This is a genomic window from Geobacillus sp. FSL W8-0026 (assembly GCF_037966255.1).
In the GTDB taxonomy this organism is placed as follows: domain Bacteria; phylum Bacillota; class Bacilli; order Bacillales; family Anoxybacillaceae; genus Geobacillus; species Geobacillus icigianus.
In genome coordinates this window covers 2,092,925-2,109,524 of sequence record NZ_CP150194.1, presented here as the reverse complement: position 1 = coordinate 2,109,524, position 16,600 = coordinate 2,092,925, and the positions used below count along the sequence as shown (strand labels likewise).

The 16,600-nt window shown below is 52.9% G+C and carries 11 protein-coding genes and 1 pseudogene; 8 read left to right on the top strand and 4 right to left on the bottom strand.

The window, feature by feature from the left end; translation table 11 throughout:
- Positions 1-33: 33 nt before the first annotated feature.
- Together NST29_RS10590 and gabP are read right to left on the bottom strand one after the other, a co-directional pair.
- Positions 34-345, bottom strand: coding sequence for a hypothetical protein (locus tag NST29_RS10590; protein WP_033022676.1), 312 nt, complete (start codon positions 343-345; stop codon positions 34-36).
- 209 nt (positions 346-554) lie between these two features.
- Positions 555-1,946, bottom strand: a complete 1,392-nt coding sequence (gabP, locus tag NST29_RS10585; protein ID WP_033022674.1) for a GABA permease — start codon at positions 1,944-1,946, stop codon at positions 555-557.
- A 225-nt stretch (positions 1,947-2,171) separates the two neighbouring features.
- Here gabP and NST29_RS10580 point away from each other — a divergent pair, with 225 nt between their 5' ends.
- Together NST29_RS10580 and NST29_RS10575 are read left to right on the top strand one after the other, a co-directional pair.
- Entirely contained in the window at positions 2,172-3,788 is a 1,617-nt protein-coding gene (locus tag NST29_RS10580) for a PucR family transcriptional regulator (protein ID WP_339232140.1), read from the top strand.
- 316 nt (positions 3,789-4,104) lie between these two features.
- Positions 4,105-5,457 carry an aspartate aminotransferase family protein gene (locus NST29_RS10575; protein ID WP_033022671.1) on the top strand — a complete coding sequence of 451 codons (1,353 nt, stop codon included), beginning with the start codon at positions 4,105-4,107 and terminating at the stop codon, positions 5,455-5,457.
- 225 nt (positions 5,458-5,682) lie between these two features.
- Here the strand turns inward: NST29_RS10575 and NST29_RS10570 are convergent, their stop codons facing one another.
- The gene (locus NST29_RS10570) at positions 5,683-6,252 is read right to left on the bottom strand and encodes a Uma2 family endonuclease (protein ID WP_081917065.1); all 570 of its coding nucleotides are present in this window, start codon (positions 6,250-6,252) and stop codon (positions 5,683-5,685) included.
- Positions 6,253-6,463: 211 nt separating this feature from the next.
- Between NST29_RS10570 and NST29_RS10565 the strand changes: the two genes are divergently transcribed.
- The 4 genes and pseudogenes from NST29_RS10565 to dhaM all read left to right on the top strand — a co-directional run bounded on the left by NST29_RS10565 (position 6,464) and on the right by dhaM (position 9,222).
- Positions 6,464-7,450 carry an acryloyl-CoA reductase gene (locus tag NST29_RS10565; protein ID WP_033022701.1) on the top strand — a complete coding sequence of 329 codons (987 nt, stop codon included), beginning with the start codon at positions 6,464-6,466 and terminating at the stop codon, positions 7,448-7,450.
- Positions 7,451-7,533: 83 nt separating this feature from the next.
- Positions 7,534-8,048, top strand: a pseudogene (locus NST29_RS10560) (dihydroxyacetone kinase subunit DhaK).
- 18 nt (positions 8,049-8,066) lie between these two features.
- Positions 8,067-8,681 (top strand): dihydroxyacetone kinase subunit DhaL, encoded by a 615-nt coding sequence (dhaL, locus tag NST29_RS10555; RefSeq protein WP_031410086.1) that lies wholly within the window; start codon positions 8,067-8,069, stop codon positions 8,679-8,681.
- 148 nt (positions 8,682-8,829) lie between these two features.
- On the top strand, positions 8,830-9,222 hold the full coding sequence (gene dhaM / locus NST29_RS10550) for a dihydroxyacetone kinase phosphoryl donor subunit DhaM (protein WP_033022666.1): 393 nt from the start codon (positions 8,830-8,832) through the stop codon (positions 9,220-9,222).
- Between the two features lie 80 nt (positions 9,223-9,302).
- On the opposite strand, the gene NST29_RS10545 is transcribed toward dhaM, so the two are convergent.
- Complete coding sequence (locus tag NST29_RS10545; protein WP_033022665.1) at positions 9,303-10,211, bottom strand: LysR family transcriptional regulator; 909 nt, start codon at positions 10,209-10,211, stop codon at positions 9,303-9,305.
- A gap of 126 nt (positions 10,212-10,337) precedes the next feature.
- Between NST29_RS10545 and gltB the strand changes: the two genes are divergently transcribed.
- Both gltB and NST29_RS10535 read left to right on the top strand, forming a co-directional pair.
- A complete protein-coding gene (gene gltB, locus NST29_RS10540) occupies positions 10,338-14,897 on the top strand; it encodes a glutamate synthase large subunit (protein ID WP_033022661.1) in 4,560 nt (1,519 codons plus the stop codon).
- 135 nt (positions 14,898-15,032) lie between these two features.
- On the top strand, positions 15,033-16,517 hold the full coding sequence (locus tag NST29_RS10535) for a glutamate synthase subunit beta (protein ID WP_033022654.1): 1,485 nt from the start codon (positions 15,033-15,035) through the stop codon (positions 16,515-16,517).
- Positions 16,518-16,600: the final 83 nt, after the last annotated feature.

The following is a 16,600-nucleotide window of genomic DNA, read 5'->3' as shown; positions in this document are numbered from 1 at the left end:
GCTGTCTCCGCTGTCCATCGTTTCGGGCGTTTTTTACAACGACGCCGCAGCCCAACGGTCATTGACAAAGACGTCGTATTCCGCGGCAATCGTTTCTTTGAGCTCGTCCAGAGACGGGATGCCGTCGGCGAAAGTGTAGGTGTCAAGGAGAATGAGGGAGTATTCGTCGCCGGGATCAAATACGATGGTGACGACTTCTTCCGTGCCGGCGTCCACTTGCCGGACGGTGTCGCCGTCTTTTGGTTCAACGAGTACGTTTTGGTACGTTTCGCGAATAATGTAATAGCCTTTTTGAACTTGCTCGGTAAACAAATGTTCTATCCCTATCAGTTCATGAATGATCATAGTTTCGGCCTCCTAGTTTGTGAAATTGTTCTCAATATCAGTATATATAGCAATGGAATCGATGTATACCAATGCGAGAGGAAGTTTGAAAAGTTGTCAAGTTTGTATGTCTGTGTGGACGTGGTTGGGGGTGAGCAGAGAAGACGGGCTGTTCAAAAGGAATAGCGCCCTTTGTGATGGGCGCTAGGCTCATCCATCCATAATGAACGTTACTCTTTTATGACTGTTGATGCTGGCGGTTGGTAGTTGGGCTGAAGATGACGCCGGGCAAACACGAAGTAGCAAACGATCACGACAACGGTAATGAGCAATGTTAACAACAGCTGAGAAGCCATGGATTCAATGAATAGCATAGAAACGAGGATGACGAGCAAAACAAGAATTGTAAAATAAGTCAAGTATGGAAACAGCCACATTTTAATTTTTAAGGCAGCATTGGTTTCACGTTCGAGTTTTTTTCGCAGGCGGAGCTGCGAGACAGCAATAGCTAAATAGACGAGCAGCGCGATCGCCCCGGAAGAGTTGACGAGAAAGAGAAACACTTTATCAGGCGAAACGTAGTTCATGATGACGGCGATGTAGCCAAACAGCGTGCTGGCGATAACAGCTCGAACTGGGACGCCGTTTTTGTTCAGCCGCAAAAACGATTTCGGCGCCTCGCCTTTTTCCGCCAAGGAGTACAACATGCGTGACGTTGTGTACAGCCCGGAGTTGAGGCAAGACAATACCGCGGTCAATACGATAAAGTTCATGATTTGGGCGGCCGCAGGGACGCCGACGTGTTCCAATACAGCAACAAATGGGCTTTTCAAGACACTTGCCGAGTTCCACGGCAGCAATGTGACGACAACGGCGATAGAGCCGATGAAAAACACTAAAATCCGCCATGTGACCGATTTCGTCGCCTTCGACACCGCTTCTTGCGGCTCGGCCGATTCGCCGGCGGCGATCGTGACGATTTCTGTCCCGAAGAACGAGAAAATGACGATGACGATTCCGACAAGGATCGAACCGATGCCATGCGGCATAAACCCGCCGTGGCCGGTCAAATTTGTCAAGCCGACCGGATCGCTGCCCGGGGCAAGGCCGAAGATGAACGCTAAGCCAAGAATGAGAAAAAGCACGATACTTGCTACTTTGATGAAGGCGAACCAATATTCAAACTCCCCGTAAGATTTCACGGACCAAATGTTTGTAAGCGTCATCAAAATGGTGAGAACAAGGCTAAGGAGCCATAACGGAATAGAAGGAAACCAATATTGGATGATCGCCGCTCCCGCATTCGCTTCAATCGCAATGACAATCACCCAAAAGAACCAGTACAGCCACCCAACCGTGAATCCTGCCCACGGGCCGATCGCTTCATGGGCGTAAGCGGCGAACGATCCGCTCGTTGGGCGGGCTGCCGCCATTTCCCCGAGCATCCGCATAACAAGCACAACGAGCGCACCTGCTAGAGCGTAAGAGACAATGGCTCCTGGTCCTGTCGAGTGGATGACAGCTCCGCTTCCAACAAACAGACCGGCGCCGATGACCCCGGCGATGGCGATCATGGCCATATGACGTTCTTTCAATCCTTTTTGCAAGCTCGAATGATTCATCCGAACTCCCCCCTCAAGGAAGTTTGAATTTACAAAATAGTCAAACCATAATATTGCTTTTAGTGTAAGTGGAAATCCTGTCTTGTACATTAGACAAAGTGCCAACAAAAAATGGAGCATCATTGGACAATTTGTCAATAGACGCCTCCCATGATAGAAGGATTTTGGCTATAAAATTTCGAATGTTTTTATGAAAAATTAGGCTAAAAGAAAGGGGAGGAGAGGATGGGGGGCAACTTTCCCTTTACAGTCGCTGATATTTTGCAGCGAAAACATTTTGAAAATACAATGGTTGTCGCAGGGAAGGAAGGATTGTCCAGGACGGTCAAATGGGTGCATGTCGTCGAGGTGACGAAAATCAGCAACTTGTTGCGCGGCAAGGAGTTGATTTTGTCTACCGGAATTGGATGGCGGGAGGACGATTCGCTCTTTTTGTCGCTGCTTCAGCAATTGATTGAGTGTGACGCCTCCGGGCTGTGCATTGAACTGGGAACATACGCTTCGTCCATTCCGGAAGAGGCGATCGAGTTGGCTGATCAGCACCATTTCCCACTTATTCTTTTTCTTGAGGAAGTCCCGTTCGTTGAGATCACCCATGATATTCATACCTATTTAATTAACCAGCAGTATAAGATGATTTCCCAGCTTGAGTCCTATTCCCAAGAGCTGAATAAAAAGTTGCTGGCCATCCACCATCATCGCGACATTTTGAAAGTTCTCCATCGCTGCCTAGGCCATGATGTCATGTTCAAAATGAACGGTGGGGAAGCTGAGTATGTCCCTGGACGGCCGAAGCGGGGGAACGAAAGCGGTGTTCCATCCGAAGCCAGCCTGCCGCCGGGCGCCGTTTCGAAACCGATTTCTTTGTTTGGCACGGAATATGCGGAACTGGCCCTTCTCCCCACCGATCGGGACATCAATGAGTTTGATGTGCTGATTTTGGATCGAACAGCTACTGCCTTGGCACAGCACTTGTTGCGGAATCTTTACATTGAGGAAAAGCGGCGGACGGAAGAAAACGAATGGGTGAAGGGATGGATGGAAGGGAAGTATACGGAAGAAGAGGTTTCGTCTTATTTGTCTCATTATTTTCCATATTACCAAATCAACGGGGGAGTTGTGTGGGTGTGCAAAGCAGAAGGGGCCGGCCAAAAAGGAAATTTCGATTCGACATACTTTAAGCTGTTGTGTCGGTCGGTGTTTGAGCAGCGTGGTTTTTTTCTGCTTTCATCCGACATGGGACGGCACTTGGCGTTTATCGCAATCAATCAACGGGATGAGGCGACGTGGAAAAGCCGGATCGCGGAAAGTATCAGGTGTCTTATGGAGTCAGAGTTTGTCCAAACGAGACTTCCTCATTTGCTCGTCGGCGTTGGGACGTTTGTCAAGTCCCTTTCGGCGATGAAGAAAAGTTATGCGGCCGCGCTCGAGGCGCTGACCATTCGGAGCCGGATGAAGGGGAAATCGACCAGCCTATTTTATAATGACCTTGATTTGTATCGGATGATCACGGTGCTTGATAAATATAGCGATCTTCGTGAAATGGTAGGCAGCTATTTAGGCCCGATTATCGAGTATGACCGGAAACATAATGGAAAGCTGCTTGAAACGCTTAAGGTGTATTTGCAGTGCAACGGCTCAAAACAAGAAACGGCGAGGCGGCTGTTTATTGTCCGGCAGACGTTGTACCACCGCATGGAAAAGCTAGAAAGATTCCTTGGGACTGATTTCATGGAAGCGGACAAGCGGTTGGCTCTCGAGTTGATGCTCCAAGCGTACGACTACTTGATGAGCGGCGGGGAGATGCATGGGCAACGGAGGGCCGCGCTTGGAGCCGAGTAAAGGCCATAGCCCTAGAGGGATGGACGCAGTCCTAGCAGAGATTCGTCTCTAGAGGGCTGGTGAAAAGCAGTGGTTTCCTTTGTTCAATGAATAAATGTGTACAGTGTTTCAAGTTTTTTTATTTAAGAAACAATGCCGAGAAGCGGTATGCACGATGTAATCGCCGGTCTCCTAGTGGTTTAGGGTGAAAATGGTAGTCAAACTGTGGAACGGATGAAACGACTATTTTTACACTTTGTCTAATGAACCGTGGTGCGGGATGAGCGATAATGGCTGTAAAATAGAACGATTTCCAATGGAAGGGAGCCAAGCGGTGATGAAAACCGAACCAACCCACCAACTGTGGCTCGACAAAGACGATCGATACGTTTGGCATTCGATGAAGCCGTATAACCCACAAGCAACGCTGATTGCGGACCAAGCAAAAGGCTGTTGGGTGGTGGACGCAGCTGGCCGTCAGTATTTGGATGCGATGGCCGGGCTTTGGTGCGTCAACGTCGGGTATGGGCGCGAGGAGCTGGCGGAGGCGGCGTATGAGCAGCTGAAAACGCTGGCGTATTTCCCGCTCACGCAAAGCCACCTGCCGGCGATCCAGCTCGGCGAAAAGCTCAGCGAACTGTTGGGCGATGAGTATGTCATCTTCTTCTCAAACAGCGGGTCAGAGGCGAACGAAACGGCGTTTAAAATCGCCCGCCAATACCATCAGCAACGCGGAGAACCCCACCGATACAAAATCGTCTCCCGCTACCGGGCGTATCATGGCAACTCGATGGGAGCGCTTGCGGCGACCGGGCAGGCGCAACGGAAATACAAATACGAGCCGCTCGCCCCGGGCTTCATCCATGTGCCGCCGCCTGATCGCTACCGCGATCCTGACACAGCGGACGATCCGCGCCAGCTTCGGGCCGTGAAAGCAGTTGACGATGTGATGACGTGGGAGCTGAGTGAGACGATTGCCGCCATGATCATGGAGCCGATCATCACTGGCGGCGGGGTGCTGATGCCGCCCGATGGATACATGAAAGCGGTCAAGGAAGTATGTGAAAAGCACGGCGCCTTGCTCATTGTCGATGAGGTCATCTGCGGTTTCGGCCGAACCGGGAAGCCGTTCGGGTTCATGCATGAAGAGGTTAAGCCAGACATCATTACGATGGCCAAAGGCATTACGAGCGCTTACTTGCCGCTGGCGGCCACGGCGGTGCGGAAAGAGATTTATGAGGCGTTTAAAGGAACGGACGAATACGATTACTTCCGCCATGTCAATACGTTTGGCGGCCACCCGGCTGCTTGTGCGGTGGCGCTGAAAAACATCGAAATCATGGAGACGGAGCGCTTGTTTGACCGTTCCCGTGAAGCCGGCGAATGGCTGCTTTCGGCACTGAAAACGAAACTGGCCGATCATCCGTACGTCGGGGATGTGCGCGGAAGAGGACTGCTTGTCGGCATTGAGTTGGTCGTCGACCGAGCGACGAAAGAGCCGCTTGATGTGTCGCTCGTCAACCAAGTAATCAGCCAATGCAAAGCCCATGGCGTCATCATCGGCAAAAACGGAACGACGGTCGCCGGGTACAACAACGTGCTCACCTTGTCGCCGCCACTTTGCATCAGTGATGACGAACTGTCGCTCCTTGTCCGCGTCTTAACAGAGGCGTTAGCAGCCATTCAATAAGAAGAAGGACAAACGCCAGCTTGGGTCGACGGGCTGGCGTTTTGTTTGCTTTTGTGCGGCTGTTTAGAAAAATACGGTATGACACGGCTGCCGCGGGGGCAGAATGTTCTTCCGCCTATGCGCTTGGGTTTCGGGAGGGGAGATTTTTAGGAGCGTCTGCCCGATCATCGATTTCTGTCTGTTTGACGAAAGATCGATCATGAACACTGAATGGTCAGAACCGTTTTAACTCCATTCAAATACATACGTTAATGGAATAGCTAAGTCCTTAAATTGTACGGAATGCAGCGTGTCTTGTTGCCCGTATGTGGCATGCCGTTGATAGACCCCTTTGTGCAAATTGTATACATGAAGCATTTTGTTAGCTGTATCGACGATCCAATATTCCGCAATGCCATAGTGTTGGTAAGTATAAAATTTTTCGTTGTAATCTTTTAAAGCGGTTGAAGGTGACAAGACTTCAACAACTAGCGCAGGCGCCCCGTAACCCCCTTTTTTGACAATCTGTTTTTTATTGCAAATCACCACAATATCGGGTTGGACAATGTCATCAGGGGGTTCATACGTTTCCTTTTTGCTAAGGAATACATCAAACGGCGCCATAAAGACGTAACAATGTTGGTTTTGGAAAACATGGCGCAAAGCAAAATACAATTTTCCGACGGCAAATTGATGTTCCGAAGATGGAGCAGGGGTCATATTATAGGCTTTTCCATTGATCAGTTCCCAGCGACCTTCCCATGTTTTCCAGTCCGCGTACGTGTAAATTTTGTTCGGGTCAGGGATATTGCCCACTGTTTCCCCCTCTTTCATTTTAAGGATGCGTTTGTTTCCAGTTTAGCAAAAGAAATCAAGGAAGGGTAGGGAGGACGTTCATGAGAGGTTTATTCATCACTCGCCTACGCCCACAAGCCGAAGTGATGGTTTTCTTGGTTCAGAAAGGAATGTAGCGTCTGTTTGTCGAATGACATGAGGGAAAAATGCATGGGGAAAGGGTGAGGAAATGATGTCCGCATTTCAAGCGTTTGTTGTCAACAAAACGGAAACGGAGTTTACAGCTGAGGTGAAAACGATCTCGATGGACGATTTGCCGGAAGGGGATGTCGTCGTCCGCGTCCATTATTCAAGCGTCAACTACAAAGACGGGCTGGCGTCGATCCCGGACGGCAAAATTGTGAAAACGTATCCGTTCGTGCCCGGGATTGACTTGGCCGGAGTCGTCGTCTCGTCGCAACATCCGCGGTTCCTTGAAGGGGATGAGGTGGTCGCTACCGGCTATGAAATTGGCGTCACCCACTTTGGCGGCTACAGCGAGTATGCGCGTTTGCCCGGCGACTGGCTCGTGCCATTGCCGAAAGGGTTGACGTTGAAAGAAGCGATGGCGATCGGCACGGCGGGGTTCACGGCGGCGTTGTCCATCCATCGGCTTGAGGAGCACGGGCTGACGCCGGAACACGGGCCGGTGCTCGTTACGGGGGCGACGGGCGGCGTCGGCAGTCTGGCGGTGTCGATGCTCGCGAAGCGCGGCTACACGGTAGAGGCGAGCACAGGCAAAGCGGCGGAGCACGATTATTTGCGCGCCCTTGGCGCCAAGAAAGTGTTGGCGCGCGAAGACGTCACCGCCGAGCGCATTCGCTCGCTCGATCAGCAGCGCTGGGCGGCGGCGGTCGATCCGGTCGGCGGCCGGACGCTGGCGACCGTGCTAAGCCGCATCCGTTACGGCGGGGCCGTGGCGGTAAGCGGATTGACGGGAGGAGCGGACGTGCCGACAACGGTCTACCCATTCATTTTGCGCGGCGTCAGCTTGCTTGGCATCGATTCGGTCTATTGTCCGATGGATTTGCGGCTTCGCATTTGGGAACGGCTCGCTGGCGATTTGAAGCCGGATTTGGAGCGGATTGCCAAAGAGATTTCGCTCGCTGAATTGCCGCAGGCGCTTAAGCGCATTTTGCGTGGAGAGCTGCGCGGCCGGATGGTAGTGCGGCTGGCTTGATCAGGAACCATCTCGATTTTACCGGGCGACTAGTTCTGTTTGGGGTTCGTTTTGATGATTCTTGATTGAAGGGGAGAGGAATCTTGAAAAAATTGATCAATGATCCGCTACGGGTAGTGGATGATATGTTGGAAGGATTTGTGGCTGCTCATTCTCGACAAGTGAGACGAATTCCGGGAACGAATGTGATTGTCCGGAAGGATGCTCCAGTGAAAGGGAAAGTTGGGATTGTGAGTGGTGGCGGAAGCGGCCATGAGCCGGCACACGCCGGGTACGTCGGAAAGGGAATGCTTGATGCAGCTGTTTGTGGGGAAGTGTTTACGTCGCCGACGCCAGATCAAATTTTGTCCGCTATTCAAGCCGTAGATGGCGGGAATGGAGTATTGCTCATCATTAAAAATTATACCGGTGACGTGATGAATTTTGAAATGCTGAGCGGTTAGCAGAAAAGCAGATTCGTATTCATGAGACGTTTGTCGGGGAGTATATGACCTCATTGGAAATGGCGGGGTGCTCCATCTCGCTGTTGAAGCTCGATGACGAGCTGATCGACTTGCTTCGTTCGCCGGCTGATACAGTAGCCTTTAAGACATGCTGAGCGGAAGGAGGGCAGAAGATGAATTTAGGCGTAGAGCAAGCAAAAGCATGGATTGATCAAATGAATGAACTTTTTCAGCAACAGAAACAGTATTTAACTGAGTTGGATCAAGCGATCGGTGACGGCGACCACGGATGGAATATGGCTCGGGGATTTCAAGAAGCGGTGGATAAAATTTCTTCAAATCGCTATGAAGATCTCGGAACACTGTTGAAAGATGTGGCCATGACTTTGATTGCCAAAGTTGGGGGAGCTTCAGGGCCGTTATATGGGACGGCTTTTTTAAAAATGTCCCAAGTCCTTGCTGGTAAACAAGAAGGAAATGAGCAAGAATGGATTGCGGCATTAGGAGAAGCATTGGCTGGGCTGAAAGCGCGTGGAAAGGCGCAGGTCGGTGAAAAGACAATGATTGATGTGTGGGAGCCAGTCGTGATGTTTTTGCAAGAAAAAGGACAGCTGCTTGCTAGAGAGGCAGCACAATTGGCACAACAAAAAATGGAAGAAACGAAAACATTGGAGGCGAAAAAGGGGCGTGCCGCTTATTTAGGGAAACGTTCGATCGGCCATATTGATCCTGGTTCGGCGTCTAGCTGCTTATTGTTTATTGCTTTCGCTAAGGTTGTTGAGTCATAGGGAGCAGGTGATTGACTCGCGCAACCGCTTCCCGGGATCGTTTCTCAAGTAGAAAAACCTTGGCAGCACCAGCCCTTATTTTCATCCGTTCACCCATTGATCAAGGAAAACAGCGGTTTTTCACCAACCTTATAGGGAGGGCTTATGGATGAACCATGTCAGTCTTGTATTAGTTTCTCATAGTGAAGAAATCGCCGAAGGATTGAAGAAGTTGTTGGAACAAGTAGCTCCAAATGTGGGCATTGCCGCAGCGGGAGGCAACAATGGCGAAATTGGAACGAATGCCCTTCGTATACAGGAGGCAATCGAATCAGTTTATTCTGAAAAAGGGACCGTTGTTTTGTTCGACCTTGGAAGCGCTCTGCTAAACGCTGAACTGGCTCTTGAGATGGCAGGTGGAAAAGAGCGGGTCCGAATCGCTGACGCCCCCTTGGTGGAAGGGGCGTATATCGCCGCTGTTGAGGCGGGGCTAGGAAAACCGTTGGAAGAGGTCGTACAGGCTTGCGAAGCAGTGAAACAAATGGTAAAAATTGAAAAATAAAAGCTGGTGAAACGAACGCTCTCATGTTGTTTAGCGGGAGGGGGAAGCGGCATCTCCCCTTCCCTTTTCGTTCGGGCTTCCTACCCAAGCTGATACCGCTCCAGCTCGGAGAAAAAATTTTTCACAAACCGGTAAAACACTTTCACCGACGGGGCGAGCTCGTGATGGTCGGAGATGATGATGCCGACGTTGCGCCGCACTTGCGGAGTTTCGATCGGCACTTTGGCGGCGTAGCGGAGGAGGCTCTCCGACAAGGCGCTTTCCGGCAGCAGAGTGACGCCGATGCCGGCGGAGACGAGCCCTTTAATGGCGTCGAGATCCTCGCCTTCCGAGGAGATGTTCGGGGAAAACCCCGCTTGATGACAGGCGTCGATTAAAATTTGATGCAAAATGTATCCTTTGGGAAACGTGACAAACGGGTCGTGGCGCAGTTCGTTCAACACGATCCGGTCGCGGCGAGCGAGCGGGTGGCTGTTCGGCAAGAGGGCGGCAAACGGTTCGGAAAATAAAATTTCCCCTTTAATGCCCATTTCGCGCGCGGGAATGGGGCCAAGAAAGGCCAAATCAATTTCCCGCTTTTTCACCGCTTCGATTAAATAATAGTACGATCCTTGGCGGAGATGGAACGAGACGTTTGGGTGTTCCGCTTTAAAGGCGGAGATGACCATCGGCATCATATGGCTCGCGAGGCTGGTCGGGAACCCGATTTTAATCGTTCCGCGCTCCGGATCCAAATACTCCTCAATTTGTTGCTTTGCATCCTCAACCGCTTTTAACACCGCTTCGGCGTGCGGCAAAAAATGGCGGCCGATCGGAGTGAGCTTGACGTTCCGTCCTTCCCGTTCAAAGAGCTGGACGCCAAGCTCTGCTTCTAAGTTGGCGATTTGCCGGCTGATCGCCGACTGCGCGACATGAAGGGCATCGGCGGCTTCAGAGACATGTTCGCGCCGGGCGACTTCCACAAAATATTGCAACTGCCGCAGCTCCATTGTTTCCTCTCCTTTTTCATTGATCGCGAAATGAGATCAATTTTATCTAAATTATATATTGTTTATATTAATTTTGAAAACTACAATGAATATTACAGACAATTCGGAACGGGAGGGGAAGGCAGCATGAAACACTACGGATTACCGAAAGCGCAAGGGCTGTATCGTCCGGAATTTGAACATGACGCGTGCGGGATCGGGTTTTATGCGCATTTAAAAGGAAAAGCATCGCATGATGTGATCGAAAAAGCGCTCCATATGCTCCGTCAGCTTGAACATCGGGGCGGGCAGGGAAGCGATCCGGAAACGGGCGACGGCGCGGGCATTATGACGCAAATTCCTCACGAATATTTTCAAGACGTGTGCATTCGGATGAACTTGCCGGAAAAAGGGCGCTATGGGGTCGGGATGTTCTTTTTGCCGGAAAATGAAGAAAAACGGGCGTATTATGAAGCAAAAGTAAATGAAATCATCGCCCAGGAAGGACAACAGCTGCTCGGCTGGCGGACCGTGCCGGTTGACGGCACCAAGCTTGGCAAGCTGGCGCGGCAAAGCCAACCGTTCATTCGTCAAGTGTTTGTCGCGGCAGGGGATGATGCGGCCGATGAGCTGGCGTTTGAACGGAAGCTGTATGTGATCCGCAAACAGTTCGAAAAATGGGTGGAACACAACGAGTGCTATGTAGCGAGCTTCTCGAGCCGGACGATTGTCTATAAAGGGCTGCTTACGCCGGAACAAATCGATGCGTTTTATTTGGATTTGCAGGATGAACGGTTCCGCTCGGCGTTCGCCCTCGTGCACTCGCGCTTCAGCACGAACACGTTCCCAAGCTGGGAGCGGGCCCATCCGAACCGCTATTTGATTCATAACGGCGAGATTAACACGCTCCGCGGCAATGTCAACTGGATGGCGGCGCGCGAGAAGCAATTTGTGTCCGAAACGTTCGGCACCGATTTGGAAAAAGTGTTGCCGATTTTGGATACAAACGGGAGCGACTCGTCGATTTTGGACAATGCGTTTGAATTTTTCGTCCTTGCTGGCCGTAATCCGGCCCATGTGGCGATGATGCTCATTCCGGAACCGTGGTTTTGGGATGAACAAATGGATGACGCGAAAAAGGCGTTTTACGAGTATCATAGCTGTCTCATGGAGCCGTGGGACGGCCCGACGGCGATTTCGTTCACCGACGGCAAGCAAATCGGAGCTATTTTGGACCGGAACGGCTTGCGCCCGGCCCGCTATTACGTCACGAAAGACGATTACATTGTTTTCTCGTCCGAAGTCGGCGTCATTGATATCGATCCGAACAACATTTTATATAAGGAACGGCTGAGCCCGGGGAAAATGTTGCTTGTTGATTTAGAGCAAGGGCGGATCATTTCTGACCAGGAAATTAAAGAAGAAATCGCTCATGAAAAGCCGTATCGCCAATGGATCAATGAGCAAATGATCACGCTTGGCGATCTGGAGATTCCGGAGGACGTCGAAGCGCCGAAGCAGCTTGTCAAACGGCAAAAAGCGTTCGGCTACACGTTTGAAGATGTGGAAAAAACGATTTTGCCGATGGCGACGGAAGGAAAAGACCCGACCGGCGCCATGGGCATGGATGCCCCGTTGGCCGTATTGTCCGAGCGGCCGCAAAGCTTGTTCAACTACTTCAAGCAGCTGTTTGCCCAAGTCACGAACCCGCCGATTGACGCGATTCGCGAGTATGTCGTCACGTCAACGATGACGCTGCTCGGCAAAGAAGGGAACATTTTGCATCCAGACGCCAAAGCGGCGCGGCGCATTCGCCTTGAGACGCCGCTATTGACGAACGAAGAATTGGCCGCGTTAAAAGCCAATCCGTATCCGGAGTTTACATGTGTGGTGCTGCCGACGCTGTTTACGGATGACTTGAAGCAAGCGTTGGATGAGTTGTTTGCCAAAGCGGACGAAGCGATCGCGAACGGGGCAACGCTTCTCGTTTTGTCCGACCGCGGCGTTGATGAGACGCATGTGGCGATTCCGGTGTTGCTGGCGGTGAGCGGGCTTCATCAACACCTGATCCGGAACGGGACGCGCACAAACGTCAGCCTGCTGGTCGAAAGCGGCGAGGCGCGCGAAGTCCATCATTTTGCGGCGCTGATCGGCTACGGGGCGGATGCCATCAACCCGTACTTGGCGCTCGAGACGATCCGCCAGGCGTCCGAAAACGGCGTCATTGCCTTGTCGTACCGTGACGCGGTGAGCACGTATAGGAAGGCGGCTGTTGACGGTGTGGTCAAAGTGATGTCAAAAATGGGCATCTCGACGGTGCAAAGCTACCGCGGTGCGCAAATTTTTGAAGCGGTTGGCATCGGCGACGCCGTCATTGATCAATACTTCACCGGCACCGCCTCGCAAATTGGCGGCATCGGGCTTGAGGAAATCGCCAAAGAGGCGAAAATGCGCCATGAAGCGGCATTTGCCGCCCGGCACGAAGATCATGTGCTCGATACCGGCAGCGAGCTGCAATGGCGGCGCAACGGCGAACATCACGCGTTCAATCCGAAGACGATCCATTTGTTGCAATGGGCGTGCCGGAAAAATGATTACAATCTTTATAAGCAATATTCGAAACTGGCCAATGAAGAACAGTTGACGTTCTTGCGCAACTTGTTCGACTTCGATCCGAACCGGACGCCGGTGCCGATTGACGAAGTCGAGCCGGTCGAGTCGATTGTCCGCCGCTTCAAAACCGGAGCGATGTCGTTTGGCTCGATCAGCCAAGAGGCGCATGAGGCGTTGGCGATTGCCATGAACCGGATCGGTGGAAAAAGCAACAGCGGTGAAGGCGGGGAAGATCCGGCTCGCTATGTGAAGGACGAAAACGGCGACTGGCGCCGCAGCGCGATCAAGCAGGTCGCTTCCGGGCGTTTTGGCGTGAAAAGTCATTATTTGGTCAACGCCGACGAATTGCAAATTAAAATGGCCCAAGGTGCAAAACCAGGCGAAGGCGGGCAGCTTCCGGCCAACAAAGTGTACCCGTGGGTCGGCAAAGTGCGCGGCTCGACGCCGGGGGTGGAGCTCATTTCTCCGCCGCCGCACCATGACATTTACTCGATCGAAGATTTGGCTCAGCTCATTTACGACTTAAAAAATGCGAACAAAGACGCGCGCATCAGCGTTAAGCTCGTCGCCAAAGCGGGCGTCGGCACGATTGCGGCCGGCGTGGCGAAAGGGAACGCCGATGTCATCGTCATCAGCGGTTATGACGGTGGCACGGGCGCGTCGCCGAAGACGAGCATTAAGCACGCAGGGCTTCCATGGGAGCTCGGTTTGGCGGAAACACACCAGACGCTGATGCTCAACGGCTTGCGCGACCGCGTCGTGTTGGAAACCGACGGCAAACTGATGACCGGCCGCGACGTTGTGATGGCGGCGCTGTTTGGCGCCGAGGAATTTGGGTTTGCGACGGCGCCGCTCGTCGTGTTGGGCTGCGTCATGATGCGCGTTTGCCATCTGGATACATGTCCGGTCGGGGTGGCGACGCAAAATCCGGAGCTGCGCAAAAAATTTACCGGCCAACCGGAACATGTCGTCAACTTCATGTATTTTGTCGCTCAGGAAGTGCGGGAGATCATGGCCGAGCTCGGCTTCCGCACGATCGACGAGATGGTGGGCCGCGTCGATGTGCTGACAGTGAGTGAGCGGGCGAAAACGCATTGGAAAGCGAAACATCTCGACTTGTCGCGCCTGCTGCACCAAGTCGACGGCCCGCGCACTTGCGGCCAAGGACAAACCCATCGCATGGAAGAAACGCTTGACTATACGACGATTTTGCCGGCGGTGCAGCCGGCGCTCGAAAACCGGGAGCCGGTTGCGCTTGAACTTACGATCCGCAACGTCCATCGGACGGTCGGAGCGATGACCGGCAGCGAAATTTCGAAACGGTACGGCGAAGAAGGATTGCCGGATGATACGATCCGCCTCCGCTTCACCGGATCGGCAGGGCAGAGCTTCGCGGCGTTTGTGCCGAAAGGGATGACGCTCGAGCTTGTCGGCGACGCGAACGATTACGTCGGCAAGGGACTCTCCGGCGGCAAAGTGATCGTCCGTCCGCCGGATGAGGCGCCGTTTGCGGCAGCGGACAACGTCATTATCGGCAACGTCGCCTTCTACGGAGCGACGGGCGGCGAGGCGTATATTCGCGGCCGCGCCGGCGAGCGGTTCTGCGTGCGCAACAGCGGCGTCCATGCCGTTGTCGAGGGCGTCGGCGACCACGGCTGTGAGTACATGACCGGCGGCCGTGTCGTCATCCTCGGCTCGGTCGGCAAAAACTTCGCCGCTGGCATGTCGGGGGGCATCGCCTACGTTCTCGCTGATGAAGATAGCTGGACGCAAGCAGCCAACCTTGAGCTCGTTTCCTTGGAACGGCTCGAGAATGAGGAAGAAATTCGCGCCGTCCGCCGGATGATCGAAAACCATTTCCGCTATACCGGGAGTCCGCGGGCCTCGCTCGTGCTTGACGAGTGGGACGCTTATGTGAAACGGTTTGTTAAAGTCATTCCGCACAACTACAAACTGATGGTGGAAACGATTCAAGCGCTCGAACAATCCGGGCTTTCGTATGATGAAGCTGCCATGGCGGCGTTTGAAACGGTGGCGAAACAGAAAAAAGCGGCTGCCGCCAACGCTCCAATGTTGCAAGCGGCCGCAAAGTAGTCCCGCTTTTTCGGTCGGCTGCGCATGGCGGCGCCGCTTCGGCCCCGCGCCGCCGCGGGGCTCGCTTTTTGGCTGCCAAACAGGCGGGAAGGATAGAGCGGAGAGAAGAGAGGACGCAGAAGGAGGGGAACCGTCGTGGGAAAAGCAACGGGGTTTATGGAATATGCTCGCGAGGAAGAAAAAAAGCGCGACCCGCTTTCCCGTCTTGACGATTGGAAGGAATATACAAAGCCGTTTTCCGAAGACGTGTTGGCGCGCCAAGGAGCTCGCTGTATGGATTGCGGCACGCCGTTTTGCCATATGGGATTGGAGCTGAACGGTCTCACCTCGGGGTGCCCGGTGCACAACTTCATTCCGGAATGGAACGATTTAGTGTACCGCGGCCGTTGGAAAGAAGCGCTCGATCGGCTCTTGAAAACGAACAACTTTCCAGAGTTTACGGGCCGCGTCTGTCCGGCGCCGTGCGAAGGATCGTGTACGGTGGCCATTTCCGACCCAGCGGTGGCGATCAAAGGAATCGAACGGGCCATTATTGATAAAGGGTTTGCCGAAGGTTGGGTGAAACCGCGCATCCCGAAAACGCGCACCGGAAAAAAGGTGGCCATCGTCGGCTCCGGCCCGGCCGGGCTCGCCTGTGCCGACCAGCTTAACCAAGCCGGCCATTCGGTGACGGTGTACGAGCGGGCCGATCGCATCGGCGGCTTGTTGATGTACGGGATCCCGAACATGAAGCTGGAAAAAGACATCGTCGAACGGCGAGTGCGGCTGCTTGAAGAAGAGGGCATCACCTTTGTTGTAAACACCGAAGTCGGCAAAGATATTACCGCCGATGAGCTGCGCGCTCAATACGATGCCGTTGTGTTGTGCGTTGGGGCGCAAAAGCAGCGCGATTTGGCCATTGAAGGTCGGGAGCTTACAGGCGTTCATTTTGCTATGGATTATTTAACAGGCGTCACGAAAAGTTTGCTCGATTCGAATTTTGCCGACGGTCAGTTTATTGACGCCAAGGACAAACGTGTCATCGTCATCGGCGGCGGCGACACGGGGGCTGACTGTGTGGCGACCGCGCTGCGCCAAGGCTGCAAAAGCGTCGTCCAGTTTGGCAAACACCCGGCGTTGCCGGACAAGCGCCCAGACGATAACCCGTGGCCGCAATATCCGCTCGTGTTCACGCTTGATTATGCGTATGAGGAAGCGAAGGCGAAATTCGGGGCAGACCCGCGCCAATATTGCATTCAAACGAAAAAAATCGTAGGCGACGAGCACGGCCGGGTGAAAGAACTGCATACGGTTCAAATGGAAAAAATCATTGATGAAAACGGCAAAGCGACCTTTCAAGAAATTCCGGGGACGAAGCAAGTATGGCCGTGCGATTTGGTGTTCATCGCGATTGGCTTCGAAGGTCCTGAACAGCTACTGTTGCAGCAGTTTGGTGTGGAAACGGTCAACAATAAAGTGAAAGCTCCGTACGGTAAATATACGACAAACATTGAAGGCGTGTTTGCGGCCGGCGACGCCCGCCGCGGCCAAAGCCTGATCGTTTGGGCGATTCACGAAGGCCGGGGGGCGGCCCGTGAAGTGGACCGGTTCCTGATGGGAGAGACGAAGCTGCCGTCGTAACGGTTGTTTCCTCCTTAAAAAGTGCTGCTTTTTAAGGAGGATTTTTCTTTTGTTCGTAAAAATATTATTGAGAAACTTTCAAT